The organism is Allobacillus saliphilus (assembly GCF_018138385.1).
Lineage (GTDB): Bacteria > Bacillota > Bacilli > Bacillales > Alkalibacillaceae > Allobacillus > Allobacillus saliphilus.
Genome location: NZ_JAGSIE010000008.1, coordinates 1 through 19,276, shown reverse-complemented (window position 1 = coordinate 19,276; position 19,276 = coordinate 1). Strand labels below are relative to the sequence as shown.

Here is a 19,276-nt window from a genome sequence, read left to right as displayed (position 1 = left end):
CTTTGGGGAGGTACTTCCTTTTTTGTGTTTTGAAACCCTTGCCCTGTAAGGGCTAAGATTTATGAAATTTATTCAAGGGTTTAATATTAATAAAAAACTGATAAAGTTGAAATTAGTCCTGAATCGGCTGAAGAACTTAAAAATGACATAAAAATCTTAAGAATTAATGAACCTTCCTTTAATGAAGTTTGAGCAAAACTATATGTCGAAGGTGCCATAACGCAGCAGCCGGTGCTCCTGTGGTGATGAAAGGTACAAATGCAGTAGTTTTAGATGCTAAACAAAATATAAATATTGTTTCTTACATGAAATAACATTGGAAAGTCTTATTGGACCTACTAATAAATTTTGTAGAAGGTTGGGTTATATAATGTGTAAACTCAATTTAATAGATATTGATTATCAATTAAATGGAAATAAAATAACCTTATCCGTTGAAAAGTTCAATTCTCTCAATAGTTGTGAATTGACTGTTACGTTTAACGGATTATTTCATAATACATCACCTAAGTGGGATGTTTCGAAAGAAGATCTTGATGGTTTTATAGACAGGTTAAAAATTATTCCTTCAAAAGACGAGGTACTCTCCTTTCACCCGATGATAGAACCAGGTTTAGAAGTTTACATTATAAATGACAACCCTCATTATGAAGATATGCTTAAAATGATTTTCGTACTTGATTCTGGTCTTCTTGGTACCAGTCGTGCCACAACATCCTCTGGTGATGCATTTTGTATTACTTTAAATAGCAATAGAATTGAAGAATTTTGTAGACAATATGATGAAAATATAAGATAAAATTTCAAAGTTAAATACTCTCAGGATAGAGCTACCAATATAGTTCTATCTTGTTTTATTGGGAAGAAAGTTAATCACGGAAATAGCGACGTACTAATTAAGTTAACGAACTCTTATAGCACTGGCTGAATCTAATCCATTTAAAGGTTCATCGGGTATCAAAAGTTGGGGTTATTCAAAATCGCCATGGTTACAATAAAGTAAATGATATTAAAATCAGTTTCCTATCTTAAATATAGTGTGGTAATTGCTTTTATAAATTTTAATTCTGATTATGTTATACTGAAATTTGGAATTATTAACGAACTTAGAGGGGGATCTTTACCATGAAAAAAAGAGCAAATTTCTTATTCATTGAAAAGCAGGATGATGTGTATACAGTCAGTATGACACCAGAATTACAAGACGATATTGGAACAGTTGGATTCGTTGAATTCGTCGATGAAGACAATGTAAAGAAAGATGATCCGATTTTAAATTTAGAAGCTTCAAAAACGGTCTTGGAAGCTTATTCCCCGTTAACCGGAAAAATTGTCGAGCGTAATGATAAAGCGGTGAGCGAACCAGCGCTGTTGAACTCTGCAAAAACGGAAGAAAATTGGTTAATTAAACTTTCCGATGTAGATGAAGCGGAATTTAACCAATTGGAAGACGCTTAAGAACTTATGTTGAATCAAGAAGATAGATTAGATTATTTGATTAGATATCTATTAGAAGAAAAACCAAATGGACAAGAGTTAGCACAGTCCGAACTTAACTCGATGGATGAAAAATTCGAGCTGTTTCGTGGCTTATGCAATGTCCGTGAAGCCAAACTAGTCAGTGATGAATTTATCGAAACTCAGGATGCTTTTTTAACCGAATGGAACCACGATCGTAAAATTACGAGATTAGATGATTTGCAACCAGTTCAATCCCAGATTTATTTATGGAAGGGCGATATTACAACGCTTGCAGTGGACGCGATTGTGAATGCGGCGAATAGTCGACTGTTAGGGTGCACACAAGCGAATCATGATTGCATTGATAACATCATTCATACGCGAGCCGGTGTGCAACTCCGCTTAGCATGCGATGAAATCATGACCGAGCAAGGTCGGATGGAAGCGGCTGGGAAAGCAAAAATAACGGATGCATACAATTTACCTTCTTCATATGTCATTCATACGGTTGGTCCATTCATCGATCAACGCGGTATTTCACCAATCAAGGAACAATTGTTGGCGTCGTGTTATTCGTCTTGCTTAAAGTTGGCTGATGAACAAGGGTTGGGTACGATTGCGTTTTCCTGTATCGCGACAGGTGAATTCAATTTTCCAAAAAAGCGGGCAGCCGAGATTGCGATTCAAACGGTGAAAGAGTATCTGTCGAAATATAAATCCAAATTAAACGTAATTTTTAATGTGTTTTCTGAAGAAGATCAATTAATCTATGAAAACTTATTAGTGAACGAATAGGAGATTTTTATGCAAAAGCTTAACTCTATTTGGCAAACACCGACACAGGATTCTTCTTTATCCCAAGCAGATCTTTTAACGCAACTGATTGATGAAGCTGAAGCGGTCATAGTCGGAATCGGAGCGGGCATGTCTGCAGCGACAGGTTTTACATATGTAGGAAAGCGATTCACCGATGCGTTTCCTGATTTTATCGAAAAATATCGCTTCTTCGATATGTTGCAGGCGAGTCTTTTTGAATTTGAAGACTGGCAAGAATACTGGTCGTTTCAAAGTCGATTCTGCCTATTAAACTATTTTGACCAGCCTGTCGGACAAGCTTATGTTGATTTGAAGCAGATGTTGGCGGATAAAAACTATCATGTCATTACGACGAATGCGGATAATGCGTTTTACGCAGCAGAGTACGATATGGACAAGGTTTTTCGGATTCAAGGTGAGTATGGTTTGTGGCAGTGTACCGAACATTGTCACCAGCAAACATATCAAAATGAAGCATTGATTCGCGAGATGGCTGAGAAACAATCCGACATGAAAGTGCCGGCAGACTTAGTACCGTACTGCCCGGAATGCGGCGCACCTCTTGAAGTGAATAAGCGGACAGAGGAGAAGGGGATGGTCGAAGATGGCCATTTCCACGAACAAAAAGAACGCTACGAACAATTTTTAGAAGAAAACAAAGATAAAAAGGTGCTTTATTTGGAAATTGGCGTGGGTCATACAACACCACAGTTCATCAAGCATCCTTTTTGGAAAATGACCGAGGAAAATGAAAAAGCGCTGTTTGTAACGATGAATCAAAAGCAATATTTTATTCCACATGCGATTCGTCCGCAAACGATTCAGTTGGATAATGATATTGCTGAGATTTTTCAAGAAGCAGCGAACAAGTAACTCACATTGGGGGATGACCGATGTATTTAATTGAACCGAAACGAAATGGTCAATGGGTGTATGATCCAGGCGTATCCATGGCCATTCAAGATTATGTGAAGGATCATATTTTTTTGGATGAAGATATTCTGTTTACTTATATGATGCATCCAGTCGTACAAATCGGTAAGTATCAAAATGCGTATGAGGAAGTCAATCAACCGTATATGGACGAGCATGGCATTCAAATTGTTCGCCGAGTGACAGGTGGCGGGGCGATTTATCTCGATGACCGCAATATGAGCTTTTGTTTCCTGATGGACGTGAATCAATCAAACGATATTTTCGGGAATTATAAACGATTATATGAACCTGCGATTGAGGCTTTGAAAAAATTAGGTGTCGATGAAAACTTGCTTGAACAAAAAGGACGAAATGATTTAGTCCTTGATGGCAAAAAAATATCCGGTGCGGCGATGACTGTTGAAAAGGGACGCGTTTATGCGGGCTATTCGTTATTGACGGATCCCAACTATGAAGCGATGGTGTCTGCGTTGAATCCAAACATGAAAAAGCTCGAATCCCACGCTATTCAATCAGTACGCAGTCGTGTTGGCTCGATTCGCCCTTACTTAGCACCGGAATATCAGAACATGAATGTTTGGGAGTTTACCGATTATATGCTTTGTGAGCTATTAGGTATTGATGATGTCAGTGAGGCAAAACGCTACGAGTTAACGGAGGAAGATTGGGCGAATATCGATCAGTTAACCGCTGAAAAATATCATAATTGGGACTGGAATTATGGACGCTTCCAGCAATTTGAATATAAGATGACCGAGCGCTTCCCGGTTGGAACCATAACTGTAGGTCTGGTTGTGAAGCAAGGTAAAATAGCTGACGTACAAATTACCGGTGATTTTTTCGGGAAAAAAGATACGAAAGAAATCGAAGCTGCGTTAATGGGTGTCCGTTTACGTAAGGGGGATGTTTTGGAAGCTCTACAGCCGTTTGATTTGAAAGATTACTTCGGAAACATTTCAACCGAAGAATTTGTCAGCTTTTTAATGAGTGAAAAAGTGCCAACAATATAGGAAAGAAGAAAGCACATGGTACAGTTAGGAATTTTAGATTATGCACAAATTGATGAAGGCAGTGATGCCAGTCAGGCGTTGGAGAACTCAGTCGAGCTCGCAAAGTTGGCTGAGTCACTCGGTTTTCAACGATTTTGGATGGCTGAGCATCATAACGTGCCGGCTTTCGCATGTAGCTCGCCGGAACTGATGATGATGCGAATTGCGAATGCGACTGAACGGATTCGTGTTGGTTCAGGCGGTGTAATGTTACCGCATTATAGTCCGTATAAGGTGGCTGAGAATTTTCGCATGCTTGAAGCGGCTCATCCAGGGCGAATCGATTTAGGGATTGGCAACACGATCGGAACGAAAATTGTCAATCAAGCGTTGAATGAGAAGAAACAAGGGAAGCTCAACTATGAACAAAGCATCACTGATTTGAAAGTGTACTTAAATGACGATGCGGTGGATGATCACCGTTTTAGCGGAATTTCGGCGAACCCGGTCATTCCGACTGTGCCACAAATGTGGGTGTTATCGACAAGCATTAAAAGCGCGAAGATGGCTGCTAAGTTAGGCATCGGTTATACATTCGGCTTGTTTCCAGCTCCAGGAACCGATAAATTTGCAGTCGGTGTCAAAGCTTCCGAAACGTACCGAGATGAATTCCAGCCATCACCGTTTATGCAGAAACCTAGCGTTTCGATTGCACCTTTCGTTGTCATCGCCGAAACAAACGAAAAAGCGGAGGAGTACGCTGAAGCTTTGGATTTTTGGCTACTCGGAATCGACAACTTTAGTTACGTCAAACAATTCCCGTCGGTGGAAACCGCTCGAACCTATAACTATTCCGACGAAGAAATTTCCACGATTGAAGAGAACCGAACTCGAATGATCGTCGGCGATCAAGCCCGAGTAAAAGAGCAGTTAGATGAATTGATTCGAGATTTCAAAGCCGATGAAGTATTGTTGATTCCATTGATGCCGGGAATTGAAGTGCGTAGGCAAGCGATTAAATTATTGGCTGAGTTGTTTTGATAATAAATAAAGCAAGAGGGAATGAGTGGTGAGCTCGATTCTCCTCTTGCTTTTTTAATTGCGGAGAAGGCTGAATCGGCGGCTGGCAACGAGTATTCGACGGCTCCGCTCAGTTTATCGATGTCTGGAAACGATAATTCGATGGCTTCACGCGCTTAATCGACGTCTTCATCCGATAATTCAACGGCTTCATGCACTTAATCGACGGCTTGTACAGATAATTCAACGGCTCCCCGCAACTTATAAACGAATACACAAAAAAACTGACTGGAAATTATATTCCAGTCAGTTTTTTATTTAGGCTGCTTTATCAAAGGATGGTGCGACTTGGTCGACAACTAAGTTTTCTCTTCGGTTTTTGTATCCTTTCCAGAAGAAGGCTACTGTGATGATAGCAGTCATAATCATTCCGCCGGTATGCGCAGCTGGATAGGATAAACCAAAGCCAAGATTACTGTCATATAAAATATAGGTCAATACCATGTCAGTAATAAACACACCTGGAATTAGCGAGATAAAGAAATTCTTCTTTTTCACAAAAAGATACATCGTACCGATCCACAAGGCGAGTGCAGCAGTTCCTTGGTTGGCGAATGAGAAATAGCGCCATAATAAATTAAAATCGATAGTTGTTAACCAATACGAAACGACGAACATCGGAACAGCGATCGCTAATCGTTTCGCCATTTTAATTTGATTAATACTTAAATAATCCGCGATAATATTACGCGCTGCACGGAATGCCGTATCGCCTGAAGTAATTGGAAGAACAACAGCACCGAGAACGGCAATTGTTCCGCCGACTGCTCCGAGTAGTGTCATTGATACTTCGTTAACCACTAGAGATGCAGTTCCTTCATCAATTAATCCTTGCAGTCCTTGTCCATCAAATAAACTCATGGCGGCAGCTGCCCAAATCATGGCGATAACACCTTCAGCAATCATCATGCCGTAAAAAATATAACGCCCTTGTTTCTCATTTTGCGTCGTCCGCGAAATCAATGGTGACTGTGTCGCATGGAACCCAGATAACGCTCCGCATGTGATCGTTAAGAATAGGATTGGGAAAATTGGTAGATCATTCGGGTGCATATTCGCTACAGATATTTCTGGAATGGAATAATCCGAGAATAATAATGCGACACCAACACTAATGGTACCGATTAATAATACAGCACCGAGAAACGGGTAAACTCTCCCGATGATTTTATCAATCGGCAAGACAGTAGATACAATATAATAAATGAAGATTGCTAGAATAATAACAAATAACGCAACTCGCCCGTCAATTAAATTATGCAAAAGCGATGCAGGCGTCGTAACGAACACTGTCCCGACCAATAGAAGCAATAATAAAGCGAAAAAATTTACTAAATGACGTGAAATTTTACCGAGAAATCTTCCGGCGAGATCTGGGATATGCGCTCCCTTATTTCTGATAGAGATCATACCGGTTAAATAATCATGTACAGCCCCAGCAAAAATGGAACCCAAAACAATCCATAAAAAGGCAACAGGACCGTAAAGCGCTCCCATGATTGGTCCGAAAATTGGACCGGTACCGGCTATATTCAATAATTGAATTAACGCGTTCTTCTGTTTGTTCATCGGAACGTAATCGACACCGTCACTGTTTGAATAGGCAGGAGGTTGTCGGTCTCCCTCAACACCAAAAACTTTTTCAACATACTTTCCATACGTAAAATAAGCGATAATTAATAGTGCAATGGCAAGTAAAAATGTAATCAAAATAGTCACTCCTTGTATGTCTGGTTGATTGTAAGCGATTGCAAGTAATAACTAATATATCATATCCATAACTGACTAGACAATTAGCACTTTTACCTAAATGTAAAATAGTTAGACCAAAAATTTATTTCATTCATTATTTTTGATAAATACCGAAAGAATGACACCGATCAATGCAAGCAGGGCCATTACTAAAAATGCGTAGGTTGTACCCCAATAAGTGCTAACTCGATAAGGTGCATCCATCGTTGCCGTGGTGACACTGATAATGGTCGTTAGCGCTACAATCCCAAACGTCATGGCAAATTGCCGTACTGTGTTGACGATTGCTGATCCATGAGCGATATCTTTATCATTTAATGCATTCATTCCTAACGTTACTAAAGGCATGAGAGTCAACCCAAAACCAATCATGAAAAAGCAGAAGTAGATCATTATCAAAAGTGGCGATTGATCGATACCGATTGTATTTAATAGAACGAGAGAGATAAACGTAAACGAAAAACCGATGATACTGATGATTTTTCCGCCATAGCGATCAAATAGATTTCCAGAAACAATCGTAATAATCGATAGAAGAATCGTACCCGGAACTAACACGAATCCTGATAAAAATGCACTGGCACCAAGAACATCTTGTGCAAACATCGGTAGTATTGTTTCAGTCGATAACAGTAGCATCATATTGATAAAAATAAGCATAAGCGATAGCCTGAAAGTTGAGTTTTTTACTAATCTAATGTTCAAAACCGGTAACCGTAAATGGAATTGGCGACGGATAAATAAAATAATCGTCAATAGACCGATCAACATCGGAAAAACCACGAGCGGATCATCGAAACCTGTTACGCTAATTCGACTCATACCAAAGATAAATACGGAAAAACCGATTGCTGAAAGAACAATTGAGAAAAAGTCTAATTTCTCTTCTTGGTGATCCAGCACGTTTTTCATTTTGAAGATAGCGAATACGAGCACAATTGCAACAATAGGCAGTAGCATCCAGTGCAGTGAACGCCATCCATAATAATCGATGACAATTCCTGATAGGGAAGGAGCCGAAGCAGGTGCGACGTTGACGACTGCACCTAATAAGCCCATTGCGAATCCTCTCCGTTCATAGGGAAACACTTTAAATAAAATGGTTTGTACTAATGGAAGGATAATCCCAGCACCGACCGCTTGAACGACTCTGGAGATAATTAACATGCCAAAGTTAAGGGAATAAGCGCCAATAATCAGGCCAAGTGTTAAACAAGAGAGAGAAAAGACAACGAGGCTTTTTGCCGAAAATGTATTCGATAAGTAACCCGTTATTGGAATGAACACAATCGTCGTGAGCAGAAAGGCAGTCGTAAGCCACTGAACTTGTGTCGCATTCACATTAAATTCATCCATAATGGTTGGATAACCTGTGATGAGTAAAAACTGATTAAACGTAAATAAAAACGCTGTTGCCATGATCACAACAACGACTGCTTTATGTTCGATTCTTTTAGTCATTCATGTTTAAACTCCCTTCACTGGCTAATAGACAAGTTTTATGTATTAAAATTATTGTTTCATAGACTCTTCACTACGTCCAGATTATTTTAGAGCATGCTAATTAGAAAACTTTTAAAAAACAAATTGATTAAAAATGACAGAGCAATTACGTTGACTGATATACCATGTGGGGGTATAGTATAAGTATAAATGAAAAGGAAGTGATGTAAAATGACTGATTTTTTACATGACAAACCCGCTAAGCCTAGAACACAAGATGAAAAACAGGCGGTTATGAATCGTCTAAAACGAATAGAAGGTCAGGTGCGTGGCATTCAAAAAATGGTGGAAGAGGATCGTTATTGCATGGACATTTTAGTTCAGATCAGTGCGATTCAATCTGCCTTGAAAAATGTTGGCTACTCGGTCACCGAGCGGCATATCAAGCACTGTGTCAGTGATGCAATCAAGCAAGGTGAAGGAGAAGACACCATTGATGAATTAATGAGTGTCATGCGACAGTTTTCCAAATAAGGGGGGGGACAACATGAGTGAAGTGAAACACGAAACAATCGGTATAACCGGGATGACATGTGCGGCATGTTCTAATCGGGTTGAAAAAGTATTGAACAAAATGGATGGTGTCGAAGCTCAAGTGAACTTAACAACAGAGAAGGCCTCCATTGACTATGATCCAGATAAAGCGTCTTTAGACGACATTACAAATAAAATTGAGCATATTGGTTACGGTGTACTCACCGAAAAAGTTGATTTAGATGTTTTTGGGATGACATGTGCTGCGTGTTCGAATCGAATTGAGAAAGTGTTAAATAAACAAGAAGGTGTATCTGAAGCATCAGTTAATTTAACGACAGAAAGCGCATCTGTGGAATATAACCCAAGTATGGTAGATGTCCACAACTTGATTGACCGAATTCAGAAGCTCGGTTATGATGCGAAAACGAAAGTAGAAGCGGAAGAGAAACAATCTCATAAAGAAAAAGAACTGAAGAAACAAAAAACGAAATTAATTGTTTCAATCATTTTATCAGCACCGTTGTTAATGACGATGTTTGTTCATTTATTCAATATGTCTATTCCGGATATATTCATGAATCCGTGGTTCCAATTTGCGTTAGCGACACCGGTTCAATTTATTATCGGTTGGCAATTTTACGTTGGTGCGTATAAGAATCTCCGAAATGGTGGCGCAAACATGGATGTGCTTGTTGCTTTAGGGACAAGTGCTGCTTATTTCTATAGCTTGTATGAATCGTTTAAAACGCTAGGAAACCCAGGATATGAACCACATCTTTACTTTGAAACAAGTGCGATTTTAATTACGCTAATTTTATTCGGTAAGTACTTGGAAGCAAAAGCGAAAAACCAGACGACGAATGCCCTTTCTTCCTTACTGAATTTGCAGGCGAAAGAGGCGCGTGTTATCCGAAACGGAGAAGAAACGATGATCCCAGTAGAAGAAGTTGAAGTTGGCGACCGACTCATCGTTAAACCAGGTGAAAAGATTCCCGTCGACGGAAAAGTCGTGAAAGGCCGAACGTCTGTAGACGAATCCATGATTACAGGAGAATCAATTCCGATTGAAAAAGAAGTGGGTACGAATTTAATCGGTTCAACGATGAATAAAAATGGCTCAGTCGAAATGGAAGCAACAAACGTCGGAAAAGATACGGCATTGGCATCAATCGTCAAAGTAGTCGAAGAAGCACAAGGATCAAAAGCACCGATCCAGCGGTTGGCGGATGTCATTTCAGGTTATTTCGTTCCGATTGTCGTTGTTATTTCTATTATTACATTCATTGTATGGATTTCTTTCGTGCAACCAGGACAATTTGAACCAGCATTGGTTGCATCGATTGCAGTGCTAGTCATTGCTTGTCCGTGTGCGTTAGGGCTAGCGACACCCACTTCGATCATGGTTGGAACAGGTCGAGCTGCTGAGAGCGGAATTTTATTTAAAGGCGGCGGACACTTAGAAAGAACACACGAATTGGAAGCAATCGTGTTAGATAAAACAGGTACCATCACAAAAGGTAAACCAGAAGTGACAGATTTCACAGGTGATGATGAGACATTGCAATTGCTAGCTAGCGCTGAAAAAGGTTCGGAACACCCGCTTGCTGAAGCAATTGTCGCTTATGCAACGGAACAAGAGAGTAAATTTGTCGATGTTGACGAATTCAACGCGATTCCAGGTCACGGAATTCAAGCAACCATCGCTGGAAAACAGATACTCGTTGGTAACCGGAAATTAATGCACGATCACAATGTGAATGTAGCTGAATATGAAAATCATTTAGTTGAACTTGAAGCAGACGGAAAAACAGCGATGTTGATTGCGATCGACGGAGAATATCGTGGCATGATTGCGGTCGCAGATACGATTAAAGATACAGCACCTGAAGCGATCCGCGAACTACAAGAGCAAGGACTTGAAGTCATCATGTTGACAGGTGATAACGAACGAACTGCTCAAGCGATTGCCAAACAAGTAGGTATCGATCGAGTCATTGCTGAAGTATTACCAGAAGAAAAAGCGGAAAAAGTGAAAGAAATTCAATTGCTAGGGAAAAAAGTAGGCATGGTTGGTGACGGCGTGAACGACGCACCAGCATTAGTTGTCGCCGACATTGGCATCGCGATAGGGACAGGTACAGAAGTTGCGATTGAAGCGGCCGACGTGACAATCCTCGGTGGCGAGTTATTACTCATACCGAAAGCAATTAAAATCAGTCACGCATCAATTCGAAATATTCGTCAGAACTTGTTCTGGGCATTCGGTTATAACACTGCCGGCATCCCAATTGCAGCCGTTGGTTTACTGGCCCCATGGGTCGCTGGAGCTGCTATGGCCTTAAGCTCCGTCAGTGTTGTGACAAACTCACTTCGTTTGAAACGAGTGAAATTATAAAGATGAATGAACTTGAAAGGGAGGTGCACAAAATGGAACAAACCATAAACGTTCAAGGCATGACATGCGGTCACTGCAAAATGTCCGTTGAAAATGCCTTAACAGAATTGGATGGCGTTCAGAAAGCAGAAGTGAACCTTGATGCTGGGAATGTCGCTGTAACGTATGATGAAACAAAAATAGATGACGCAGCGATGAAAGAAGCCATCGAAGATCAAGGATATGATGTTGAATAAGATATAAAGAGCTGGTTTTCAATTAATGAAAGCCAGCTTTTTTTATGGTGAGGATTTTGGCTCCAAGTGACACAAATGAAAGAACTTCCGCGAGAGTTACACACGTCATATGAGTAAAATCGTTTTGTTGATCAACCGTGTGAAGCCGCCGATAAATCGAGCGCAGCCGTTGAAAAACTGTTCGAAGCCGCCGATAAACCGAGCGTAGCCGCCGATAAATCGAAAGAAGCCGCTGATAAACTGATTGAAGCCGTCAAAAAACCGGACGCAGCCGTCGAAAACGAATTAGACCATCCCCTATTCAAACAAATACTTGAATAATAAAAAGGAAAGATTTATACTATAATCAAACGAAAATTTGAATGAAATAAAACATACAATATTCAAGCAACTAGTCGAATAGAGGGAGGGTTTTCTAATGACTCAAAAAGATACATGCGAAGTTTTTTGTTATAACCAAGAAAAAGTTGAACAAGTTCAACAAGATCTAGAAGAAGTTGATATTAAAGGCACAGCGATGTTGTTGAAAGCAATCGCTGATGAAAAACGAGCTAAAATCGTATATGCACTTTGCCAAGAGGAAGAGCTATGCGTTTGTGACTTGGCTAATATTATCGGTGCAACTGTTGCGACTACATCGCATCATTTACGAACACTCTATAAGCAAGGTGTTGTTCGCTATCGTAAAGAACACAAACTAGCATTTTATTCGTTGGACGATGATCATATCAAACAAATCATGCTAGTAGCAATAGAGCATCAGAAAGAAGTGATGGTCAGTGGCTGAGCAATTAAAGGAACATGAAGATAAATCCACTTACCGCGTTCAAGGATTTTCGTGTGCGAACTGCGCAGGGAAATTTGAAAACAACGTCAAAAAATTACCGAATGTGGAAGATGCAAAAGTAAACTTCGGGGCTTCAAAGATCTACGTATATGGAGAAGCGACCATTGAAGAATTAGAAAAAGCGGGTTCATTTGAAAATCTAAAAGTTTCTCCAGATAAACCGCCTAAGCAGTCATCAACAGATGAAGAAACAAAAGAGGAGAAAGTGCCGTTTTATAAGAAATATAGCACTGTTCTTTTCTCTGCATTGTTTATGGCTTTTGGGTTTTTATCGATGTTTGTCAACGGCAGCGATAACGTCGTTACGGCGTTACTCTTTATCGCTTCCATGTTAGTCGGTGGCGTCTCCTTGCTAAAAACCGGTTTGCAAAACTTAGTTCGCTTTGAATTTGATATGCGTACGCTAATGACAATTGCCGTTATTGGTGGTGTCATCATAGGTGAATGGGCAGAAGTGTCCGTCGTCGTTATTCTCTTTGCAATCAGTGAAGAACTGGAACGCTTCTCAATGGATCAGGCAAGAAAATCGATTCAATCATTAATGGACATTGCGCCGAATAAGGCAATTGTTAAACGGTTCGGTCAGGAAACGACTGTTCATGTTGATGAGATTGTTGTCGGAGATACGATGATCGTTAAACCAGGCCAAAAGATTGCGATGGATGGTGTCATTCTTTCTGGTTCGTCATCGATTAACCAAGCAGCTATTACTGGTGAATCTGTTCCTGTAGAAAAAACAGAAGCAGATGAAGTTTTCGCAGGTACGTTAAATGAAGAAGGACACTTAGAAGTTAAAGTTACCAAGCTGGTCGATGATACGACATTGGCGAAAATCATTCATCTCGTTGAAGAAGCACAAGCAGAACGGGCGCCATCTCAGGCGTTTGTCGATCGTTTCGCGAAGTATTATACACCGATTATTATGGTAATCGCAGCATTGGTTGCCATCTTGCCGCCATTATTTTTTGAAGCAAGCTGGGAAACATGGGTCTATCAAGGTTTGGCTGTACTCGTTGTCGGCTGTCCTTGTGCGCTCGTCATTTCGACACCGATTTCTATCGTTTCTGCGATTGGAAATGCCGCGAAAAAAGGTGTTTTGGTTAAAGGTGGCATCTATTTAGAAGAAATCGGTGGTTTGAAAGCGATGGCGTTTGATAAAACTGGAACATTAACGAAAGGTGTTCCAGTCGTTACAAACATTGAGCTGGTTGATCAAGAAGCGGATGAAAATGAAGTACTCCAAAAAGTTTCTGCTCTTGAAAATCGCTCACAACACCCGTTAGCTTCTGCGATTTTAAAAACAGCAGATGAAAAGTTGATTGATTATCAATCAGTTGAGGTGAGCGACTTTACATCTATAACTGGAAAAGGAATTCAAGGTGACATCGACGGAAGTACGTACTATGTCGGCAGTCCAAACCTATTCAATGAGTTAACGATGAATAAATTAGATCCTACGGTAAAAGAAAAAGTTCAAGCACTTCAAAATGAAGGGAAAACCGTTTTGATTGCCGGAACAAAAGAAAACGTTGAACTAATCTTGGCTGTAGCCGATGAAGTTCGAGAAGCGAGCCAAAGCGTCATCGAAAAACTGCACCGTGCAGGAATTGAAAAAACCGTCATGTTAACAGGTGATAATGCCAATACAGCTCAAGCGATTGGTAAACAAGTTGGCGTTACGGATGTTCGCTCAGAACTATTACCTCAAGATAAGTTAGAAGTTATTCGAAGCTTAAGAGATAGCCATAAGCAAGTGGCTATGATTGGAGACGGTGTCAACGATGCTCCTGCATTAGCAGCATCAACAGTTGGGATTGCTATGGGGGGCGCAGGAACAGATACTGCACTTGAAACAGCGGATGTTGCATTAATGGGAGATGACTTAGAAAAACTTCCATTCCTCGTTCGACTAAGTCGCAAAACATTGAACACCATTAAAGGAAACATTACCTTTGCGATCGCCATCAAAGTTGCAGCCCTGCTCCTCGTCATTCCAGGATGGTTAACCTTATGGATTGCTATTCTATCTGACATGGGTGCCACTGTACTGGTTGCATTGAACAGTATGCGCTTGATGCGCGTGAAAGAAAAAGAATAGAAATCCTCTATACGCCCAAACAGTTGAAAAAACAACCAAAAGGTCGAATAGAAGCGTTCTATTCCCCCGAGCGGCTGAGAGAAACCGTTGAACGGTCGAATAGAAGCGTTCTATTCCCCCGAGCGACTGAGAAAAACTGCCGAAAGGTCGAATAGAAGCGTTCTATTCCCCCGAGCGACTGAGAAAAGCTGCCGAAAGGTCGAATAGAAGGCCTCTATTCCCCCGAGCGTCTGAGAAAAGCTGCCGAAAGGTCGAATAGAAGGCCTCTATTCCCCTGAGCGTCTGAGAGAAACCGTTGAACGGTCGAATAGGAGTTCTCTATTTAACCGGACGGCAGAGAAAAACTACCGGAAAGTCCTATATAGCATAGAGTCCGTCAAAAAAGGCGACTCTGTGCTTATTTTTTATCCTTAAAAAATACCCCCTATAGGTTTATTTTTTTGTCATATGGGGAAATCGAATTTATAAACAGCTAGGAGGGGTAGAATGAATCCATATGTAAGGTTCGGTTTGATGATTGCAACTTCAACGTTTGTCATGTATTGGTTGATGTATTTAAACGTGTTCCAAATCACTCATATATTTTTCAGTGAAATGCGTGTCTACATGGCGTTAATCATGGGATCGAGTATGACGATCATTATGATGCTTTTTATGTGGAAGATGTACAAAAATAAATTAGTAAACTTTGCTATTATCGGTGTGGGGATTCTTGTATTTGGTGTTTCGTTATGGCTCGTTCGTAGTCAGATGATTGTTGATGATACCGATTATATGGAGGCAATGATTCCCCACCATTCCATTGCTATTTTGACGAGTGAGCGGGCAGAAATTGAAGACCCACGTGTGAAAAAGCTAGCAGCTGAAATTTCTCAAACACAAAAAGAAGAAATTGCTTTGATGGAATCGTTGATCAAAGATATTGAAAAGCATGGTAAGGAAGGAGAAAACAATCAAGATGATTCATCAGATAAAGATGAAGATGAGGATGAAACGAATAATAATTCCTAAAAATAAGGTGAAACGTAATAATTGTTATTTTACCGGTGGGGGTATATAATGGAAACGAATAATAAAGAGTTTGGACTTAATTATTAGGGGGAAACGAGATGGGAATTGTTGAATGGATTATAATTGCGATTGTAATCGCATTTTTGATTAACCGATTCATGCCAGTCAAAGGGATTTCAAATATTGATGTAAACGAAGCAAAGAAAAAAATGAAAGATAAAAAGGTCCAATTCATCGATGTTAGAACGCCAGGAGAATATCAGTCAAATCATGCAAAACCGTTTAAAAATTATCCGCTTTTCAATTTGAAAAAAGATTTATCTTCATTAGATAAAGAAAAAGAAGTTGTCGTCATTTGCCAAAGTGGTATGAGGAGTACAAAAGCGGCAAAGCTATTGAAGGAAAATGGTTTCTCTCACGTCTACAACGTTCAAGGCGGGATGAATAGATGGTAATTATTATCTCTAAGTAATTAAAAGGAGTTGATCTAAATGTTTCATTATACAGTAGAGACGACAAAGTCAGTTGAAGAAGCGGCAAAAAAATTAGAAGAAAGTTTGAAAGAAAAACAGTTTGGTGTTTTATGGAAGTTTGATGTAAAAGGAACATTAGAAAGTAAAGACCTTGATTATGAATATCCTTTTTTAGTTTTGGAAGTTTGTAATCCAAAGGCGGCAAAAGAAGTACTAACAACGAATCAAATGGTTGGCTACATGCTTCCGTGTAAAATGGTCGTTTATCAAGACGACAAAGACGGAAAGACGAAAATCGGAATGCCAAAACCAACAGAATTAATGAAAATGGTTGGCGATGAAACCATTTATGAAACAGCAAAAGATATTGAAAACAAACTAATCGAAGCTATTGAGCAAAGTAAATAAATGAAGGATCAACAAATTACGCTCTACTCCACAACGACATGCCCAGTTTGTGTAATGGTCAGAGATTTGCTGACCGGCTTATCCGTTGAATACGAAGAAATTTATGTTGATTTGCGTCCGATTACTCGGATGAAATTAGTGAAACAGACACGTCGATTGACTGTTCCCCAACTGAATGTCGGTGGCGAATGGGTATCTGGTTTCGATCCGATCCGAACGTTGGAATTATTAGGCTTGCAATCCACGGATAACCCAGTATCTGAATAACAACCGGTGATTCTCAATAGGAATTACCGGTTTTTTCATATTAGTTTTGACAAACGAAAGAATAATTTGTAATATTCTGAATAAGTAGTTGAGTAGGAGGTGATCAATGTTAAACAGATGAGTGAATCAAATAAACATAAATTCATTGAAGGAGTGATTGGGAGACAGCAAAAAATTGATCTATTCAAAAAATGGGTTGAACAAAAAGAAATATCAAAAAGATGGTTGCATTTTTCTGGTCCAGGAGGAGTCGGGAAAAGCTATCTTTTGGATGTTTTTGAACAAATTTCGATTCAAGAAAAGGTATTATATTTAAGATTCGATAGTAAAGATTTTCTTCAATCTACCGAGTCTTTATGCGAACATTTTTGTGTGATGATAACACAACAGACTCAACTTAACCCACCTCTGCTTACCCACTTACATGAATTAATTGCTTACCTCAATCAGCTTACGAAGGATTATAAAATCGTATTAGTAATCGACACTTTCGAGGATTTGGATTCCCACACTAGATGGTTTCAAAATGTTATTCTTAAACATTTGAACAAGAACATGCTCTTATTAACAGCTGGAAGGCGGCCTTTAACAAATGAATGGTTAGAACATTGGCATTGGCGCGAGCAAATTGTTCAAGAGGAACTTCCCGCTTTCACTCATTCCGAAACAAAACAATTTCTACAAAACCATGGTATTAACCATCCATCCACAATCCAGGATATTTGGAACCTGTCTAACGGTCATCCGCTAACATTGACACTAAGCACACTAACATTTCAGCGTCAGCCACGTGCTTCAATGGATATAATGAATACGGAGGGTCTTCATCAAATCGTTAAACAGTTGACTGCCAGATGGTTAAGAGAGATTCGACAACCAGAATTATTTCCGATTATTGAAGCAGCGGCAATCATGACACGGTTTAACCAAGAAAAGATAGAATTCGTAATTGGAAAGCAGCTTGATTATAAACTGTTTCAATCATTGACGAACTTATCCTTCATCCGTTGGCACAAAGATGGGTGGTATTTTCATGATTTAGTGAGAAACGCGATATTAAGTGAGCTGAAAGATCGTGATCAAGAAAAGTATCTTCGGTTAAATCGAAAAATTGCGAGTTATTATTATAAAAAATTGATTTCCACACGAAAATTGAAAGATATTATCTCTTTCTTTTATCACAGTGGGGATGATTTTATTCAATCTGTTTTCTTTGAAGGCGAAGAAAACCTTTCAAGAAATATGTATATCGAGCCATTAAACGAACATAATTTAGAAGATTTAGAGCTGTTCTTCACGGAAAAAAAGAAGCAAGTAGGAGCTAGTGAAACAGAATATTTAAATCGATTTACGGATAAAAGGTATCGGTTCTATGCCTCCGCTGAACATAATAAGCGAGAGTTAGATAAAGTTGATATCGAATACATTAAGAGGATGGGCTTTGAATCGACTCAATTATTAAGGAATCAACAAGGTATCATTATTGGCATGTCAGTAATTATCCCAATTCATCAAGGTACTATACAAGCGCTTTCGAAAGAACCCGTTTCAAGAATGTATTTTAAACGGTTATCGAGAGAAGAGTACAACTACTATAATCAACCACCTAACAAGCAGGCGGGATATTATATTCGAATGCTTGATTATAAAGATCCTTCTGACAAAATTGCACGGAATTATTTGATTTACAGCTTATTTCCTTTGCTCTTAACAGGAGGAAAGATCGTTGTCTCAACACCTTTAAGCTTTTTTCAAAAAATGCTAAAAAACTTAGGTTTCGAAATTGTTCCGAACAGTGAGCATAAAGACTTTGGAGATGAATATCCTGCCGTTTCATATATACTTGATCTTACCGGCAAAAAACTACAAGAATATTTAGAGCAGTTTATGCAAGATACGAATCAAAGTAATCGGGTGAATTATCTTCGTGAAATTTATCAATTGACGAACCGAGAATTAGAGATTGTTCAATTAATTTTGGAAGATTATAGTAACCAAGAAATCGCACAGAAATTATATATCGCCGAAGTAACTGTAAAAAAGCATGTGACGAGGATTCTTAGAAAAACGGAAACCGCTAATCGAACTCAGTTGATCCGAAAGCTCATTAAGTTTATATAGGGTAAGCACAGGGGGTGGCTTACCCTCTTTTGGTTTGCCCGGCATGGGTGAATTCTAACGGGTGAAAGTCCCGAGTGCGACCTGGTAGCGGTAAGCACATAGTCAAGGGCAAGGGTGTCCACGGTGACGTGGAATCTGAAGGAAGGCTTAGGCAAACCTCTGGTCTGACGAACAGAAACCATATAAGAGGCAGCGTGTGAGGATAAGACTGCCAAAGAAGTCGAAGTCCAATAGCTACTATTTTCATACGATGTAAATATGGCAGATAGATGGAGTGAAAGAATTCACACCTTAACCGGGGAGGTCTCATCATCTGTCTCAAAAGCTTATAGCGATATAAGTCTGGGTGATGAGAAGTCAGCCGAAGCCATAGTAGCGAAGACACCTAACGAAAGTTAGGGAGAGC

Annotated in this window: 19 protein-coding genes; 16 read left to right on the top strand and 3 right to left on the bottom strand. The window is 39.6% G+C overall.

The window, feature by feature from the left end; translation table 11 throughout:
* The first annotated feature begins 370 nt into the window (after positions 1-370).
* The 6 genes from KC820_RS03140 (at position 371) to KC820_RS03115 (ending at position 5,243) form a co-directional block, all read left to right on the top strand.
* Positions 371-799 carry a hypothetical protein gene (locus KC820_RS03140; protein ID WP_144089249.1) on the top strand — a complete coding sequence of 143 codons (429 nt, stop codon included), beginning with the start codon at positions 371-373 and terminating at the stop codon, positions 797-799.
* Positions 800-1,125: 326 nt separating this feature from the next.
* Positions 1,126-1,458, top strand: coding sequence for a glycine cleavage system H family protein (locus tag KC820_RS03135; protein ID WP_144089250.1), 333 nt, complete (start codon positions 1,126-1,128; stop codon positions 1,456-1,458).
* 6 nt (positions 1,459-1,464) lie between these two features.
* Positions 1,465-2,256, top strand: coding sequence for a protein-ADP-ribose hydrolase (locus KC820_RS03130; RefSeq protein ID WP_212367995.1), 792 nt, complete (start codon positions 1,465-1,467; stop codon positions 2,254-2,256).
* Positions 2,257-2,265: 9 nt separating this feature from the next.
* Positions 2,266-3,150: an SIR2 family NAD-dependent protein deacylase gene (locus KC820_RS03125; protein WP_212367993.1), complete on the top strand. Its 885-nt coding sequence runs from the start codon at positions 2,266-2,268 to the stop codon at positions 3,148-3,150.
* Positions 3,151-3,170: 20 nt separating this feature from the next.
* Positions 3,171-4,223, top strand: coding sequence for a lipoate--protein ligase (locus KC820_RS03120; RefSeq protein ID WP_212367990.1), 1,053 nt, complete (start codon positions 3,171-3,173; stop codon positions 4,221-4,223).
* 15 nt (positions 4,224-4,238) lie between these two features.
* Complete coding sequence (locus tag KC820_RS03115) at positions 4,239-5,243, top strand: LLM class flavin-dependent oxidoreductase (RefSeq protein ID WP_212367988.1); 1,005 nt, start codon at positions 4,239-4,241, stop codon at positions 5,241-5,243.
* 297 nt (positions 5,244-5,540) lie between these two features.
* Here the strand turns inward: KC820_RS03115 and KC820_RS03110 are convergent, their stop codons facing one another.
* On the bottom strand, positions 5,541-6,992 hold the full coding sequence (locus tag KC820_RS03110) for a carbon starvation CstA family protein (RefSeq protein ID WP_212367986.1): 1,452 nt from the start codon (positions 6,990-6,992) through the stop codon (positions 5,541-5,543).
* A gap of 129 nt (positions 6,993-7,121) precedes the next feature.
* Positions 7,122-8,495 carry a DHA2 family efflux MFS transporter permease subunit gene (locus KC820_RS03105; RefSeq protein ID WP_212367983.1) on the bottom strand — a complete coding sequence of 458 codons (1,374 nt, stop codon included), beginning with the start codon at positions 8,493-8,495 and terminating at the stop codon, positions 7,122-7,124.
* A gap of 213 nt (positions 8,496-8,708) precedes the next feature.
* On the opposite strand from KC820_RS03105, the gene KC820_RS03100 reads away from it, so the two are divergent.
* The 3 genes from KC820_RS03100 to copZ are packed head-to-tail and all read left to right on the top strand — an operon-like array spanning position 8,709 to position 11,645.
* Entirely contained in the window at positions 8,709-9,011 is a 303-nt protein-coding gene (locus KC820_RS03100) for a metal-sensing transcriptional repressor (protein WP_144089262.1), read from the top strand.
* Between the two features lie 13 nt (positions 9,012-9,024).
* On the top strand, positions 9,025-11,409 hold the full coding sequence (locus tag KC820_RS03095) for a heavy metal translocating P-type ATPase (protein ID WP_212367980.1): 2,385 nt from the start codon (positions 9,025-9,027) through the stop codon (positions 11,407-11,409).
* 32 nt (positions 11,410-11,441) lie between these two features.
* Positions 11,442-11,645 carry a copper chaperone CopZ gene (gene copZ, locus KC820_RS03090; RefSeq protein ID WP_212367976.1) on the top strand — a complete coding sequence of 68 codons (204 nt, stop codon included), beginning with the start codon at positions 11,442-11,444 and terminating at the stop codon, positions 11,643-11,645.
* Between the two features lie 131 nt (positions 11,646-11,776).
* Here copZ and KC820_RS03085 read toward each other — a convergent pair whose 3' ends face one another.
* Positions 11,777-11,950 (bottom strand): hypothetical protein, encoded by a 174-nt coding sequence (locus KC820_RS03085; RefSeq protein WP_212367974.1) that lies wholly within the window; start codon positions 11,948-11,950, stop codon positions 11,777-11,779.
* Between the two features lie 113 nt (positions 11,951-12,063).
* Here KC820_RS03085 and KC820_RS03080 point away from each other — a divergent pair, with 113 nt between their 5' ends.
* From KC820_RS03080 to KC820_RS03050, 7 genes are all read left to right on the top strand, one after another.
* Positions 12,064-12,432 carry an ArsR/SmtB family transcription factor gene (locus KC820_RS03080; protein ID WP_212367972.1) on the top strand — a complete coding sequence of 123 codons (369 nt, stop codon included), beginning with the start codon at positions 12,064-12,066 and terminating at the stop codon, positions 12,430-12,432.
* Positions 12,425-14,590: a heavy metal translocating P-type ATPase gene (locus KC820_RS03075; RefSeq protein ID WP_212367970.1), complete on the top strand. Its 2,166-nt coding sequence runs from the start codon at positions 12,425-12,427 to the stop codon at positions 14,588-14,590. Before KC820_RS03080 ends, KC820_RS03075 begins: the two co-directional genes overlap by 8 nt.
* 486 nt (positions 14,591-15,076) lie before the next feature.
* Positions 15,077-15,601 carry a DUF305 domain-containing protein gene (locus KC820_RS03070; RefSeq protein ID WP_212367968.1) on the top strand — a complete coding sequence of 175 codons (525 nt, stop codon included), beginning with the start codon at positions 15,077-15,079 and terminating at the stop codon, positions 15,599-15,601.
* Between the two features lie 98 nt (positions 15,602-15,699).
* Positions 15,700-16,056, top strand: coding sequence for a rhodanese-like domain-containing protein (locus tag KC820_RS03065; RefSeq protein ID WP_212367966.1), 357 nt, complete (start codon positions 15,700-15,702; stop codon positions 16,054-16,056).
* A gap of 36 nt (positions 16,057-16,092) precedes the next feature.
* Complete coding sequence (locus tag KC820_RS03060; protein WP_212367964.1) at positions 16,093-16,482, top strand: DUF302 domain-containing protein; 390 nt, start codon at positions 16,093-16,095, stop codon at positions 16,480-16,482.
* The gene (locus KC820_RS03055; protein WP_212367961.1) at positions 16,483-16,749 is read left to right on the top strand and encodes a glutaredoxin family protein; all 267 of its coding nucleotides are present in this window, start codon (positions 16,483-16,485) and stop codon (positions 16,747-16,749) included. It begins immediately after the preceding gene.
* Positions 16,750-16,866: 117 nt separating this feature from the next.
* The gene (locus tag KC820_RS03050; RefSeq protein ID WP_212367958.1) at positions 16,867-18,870 is read left to right on the top strand and encodes a LuxR C-terminal-related transcriptional regulator; all 2,004 of its coding nucleotides are present in this window, start codon (positions 16,867-16,869) and stop codon (positions 18,868-18,870) included.
* The last annotated feature ends 406 nt before the right edge of the window (positions 18,871-19,276 follow it).

What these genes read in the sequence shown, in the direction of transcription:
- KC820_RS03080 (WP_212367972.1), top strand. Translation starts at nt 12,064, where the DNA reads ATGACTCAAAAAGATACATGCGAAGTTTTTTGTTATAACCAAGAAAAA.
- KC820_RS03120 (WP_212367990.1), top strand. Translation starts at nt 3,171, where the DNA reads ATGTATTTAATTGAACCGAAACGAAATGGTCAATGGGTGTATGATCCA.
- KC820_RS03125 (WP_212367993.1), top strand. Translation starts at nt 2,266, where the DNA reads ATGCAAAAGCTTAACTCTATTTGGCAAACACCGACACAGGATTCTTCT.
- KC820_RS03050 (WP_212367958.1), top strand. Translation starts at nt 16,867, where the DNA reads ATGAGTGAATCAAATAAACATAAATTCATTGAAGGAGTGATTGGGAGA.
- KC820_RS03105 (WP_212367983.1), bottom strand. Translation starts at nt 8,495, where the DNA reads ATGACTAAAAGAATCGAACATAAAGCAGTCGTTGTTGTGATCATGGCA.
- KC820_RS03130 (WP_212367995.1), top strand. Translation starts at nt 1,465, where the DNA reads ATGTTGAATCAAGAAGATAGATTAGATTATTTGATTAGATATCTATTA.
- KC820_RS03140 (WP_144089249.1), top strand. Translation starts at nt 371, where the DNA reads ATGTGTAAACTCAATTTAATAGATATTGATTATCAATTAAATGGAAAT.
- KC820_RS03095 (WP_212367980.1), top strand. Translation starts at nt 9,025, where the DNA reads ATGAGTGAAGTGAAACACGAAACAATCGGTATAACCGGGATGACATGT.
- KC820_RS03055 (WP_212367961.1), top strand. Translation starts at nt 16,483, where the DNA reads ATGAAGGATCAACAAATTACGCTCTACTCCACAACGACATGCCCAGTT.
- KC820_RS03065 (WP_212367966.1), top strand. Translation starts at nt 15,700, where the DNA reads ATGGGAATTGTTGAATGGATTATAATTGCGATTGTAATCGCATTTTTG.
- copZ (WP_212367976.1), top strand. Translation starts at nt 11,442, where the DNA reads ATGGAACAAACCATAAACGTTCAAGGCATGACATGCGGTCACTGCAAA.
- KC820_RS03100 (WP_144089262.1), top strand. Translation starts at nt 8,709, where the DNA reads ATGACTGATTTTTTACATGACAAACCCGCTAAGCCTAGAACACAAGAT.
- KC820_RS03135 (WP_144089250.1), top strand. Translation starts at nt 1,126, where the DNA reads ATGAAAAAAAGAGCAAATTTCTTATTCATTGAAAAGCAGGATGATGTG.
- KC820_RS03115 (WP_212367988.1), top strand. Translation starts at nt 4,239, where the DNA reads ATGGTACAGTTAGGAATTTTAGATTATGCACAAATTGATGAAGGCAGT.
- KC820_RS03060 (WP_212367964.1), top strand. Translation starts at nt 16,093, where the DNA reads ATGTTTCATTATACAGTAGAGACGACAAAGTCAGTTGAAGAAGCGGCA.
- KC820_RS03070 (WP_212367968.1), top strand. Translation starts at nt 15,077, where the DNA reads ATGAATCCATATGTAAGGTTCGGTTTGATGATTGCAACTTCAACGTTT.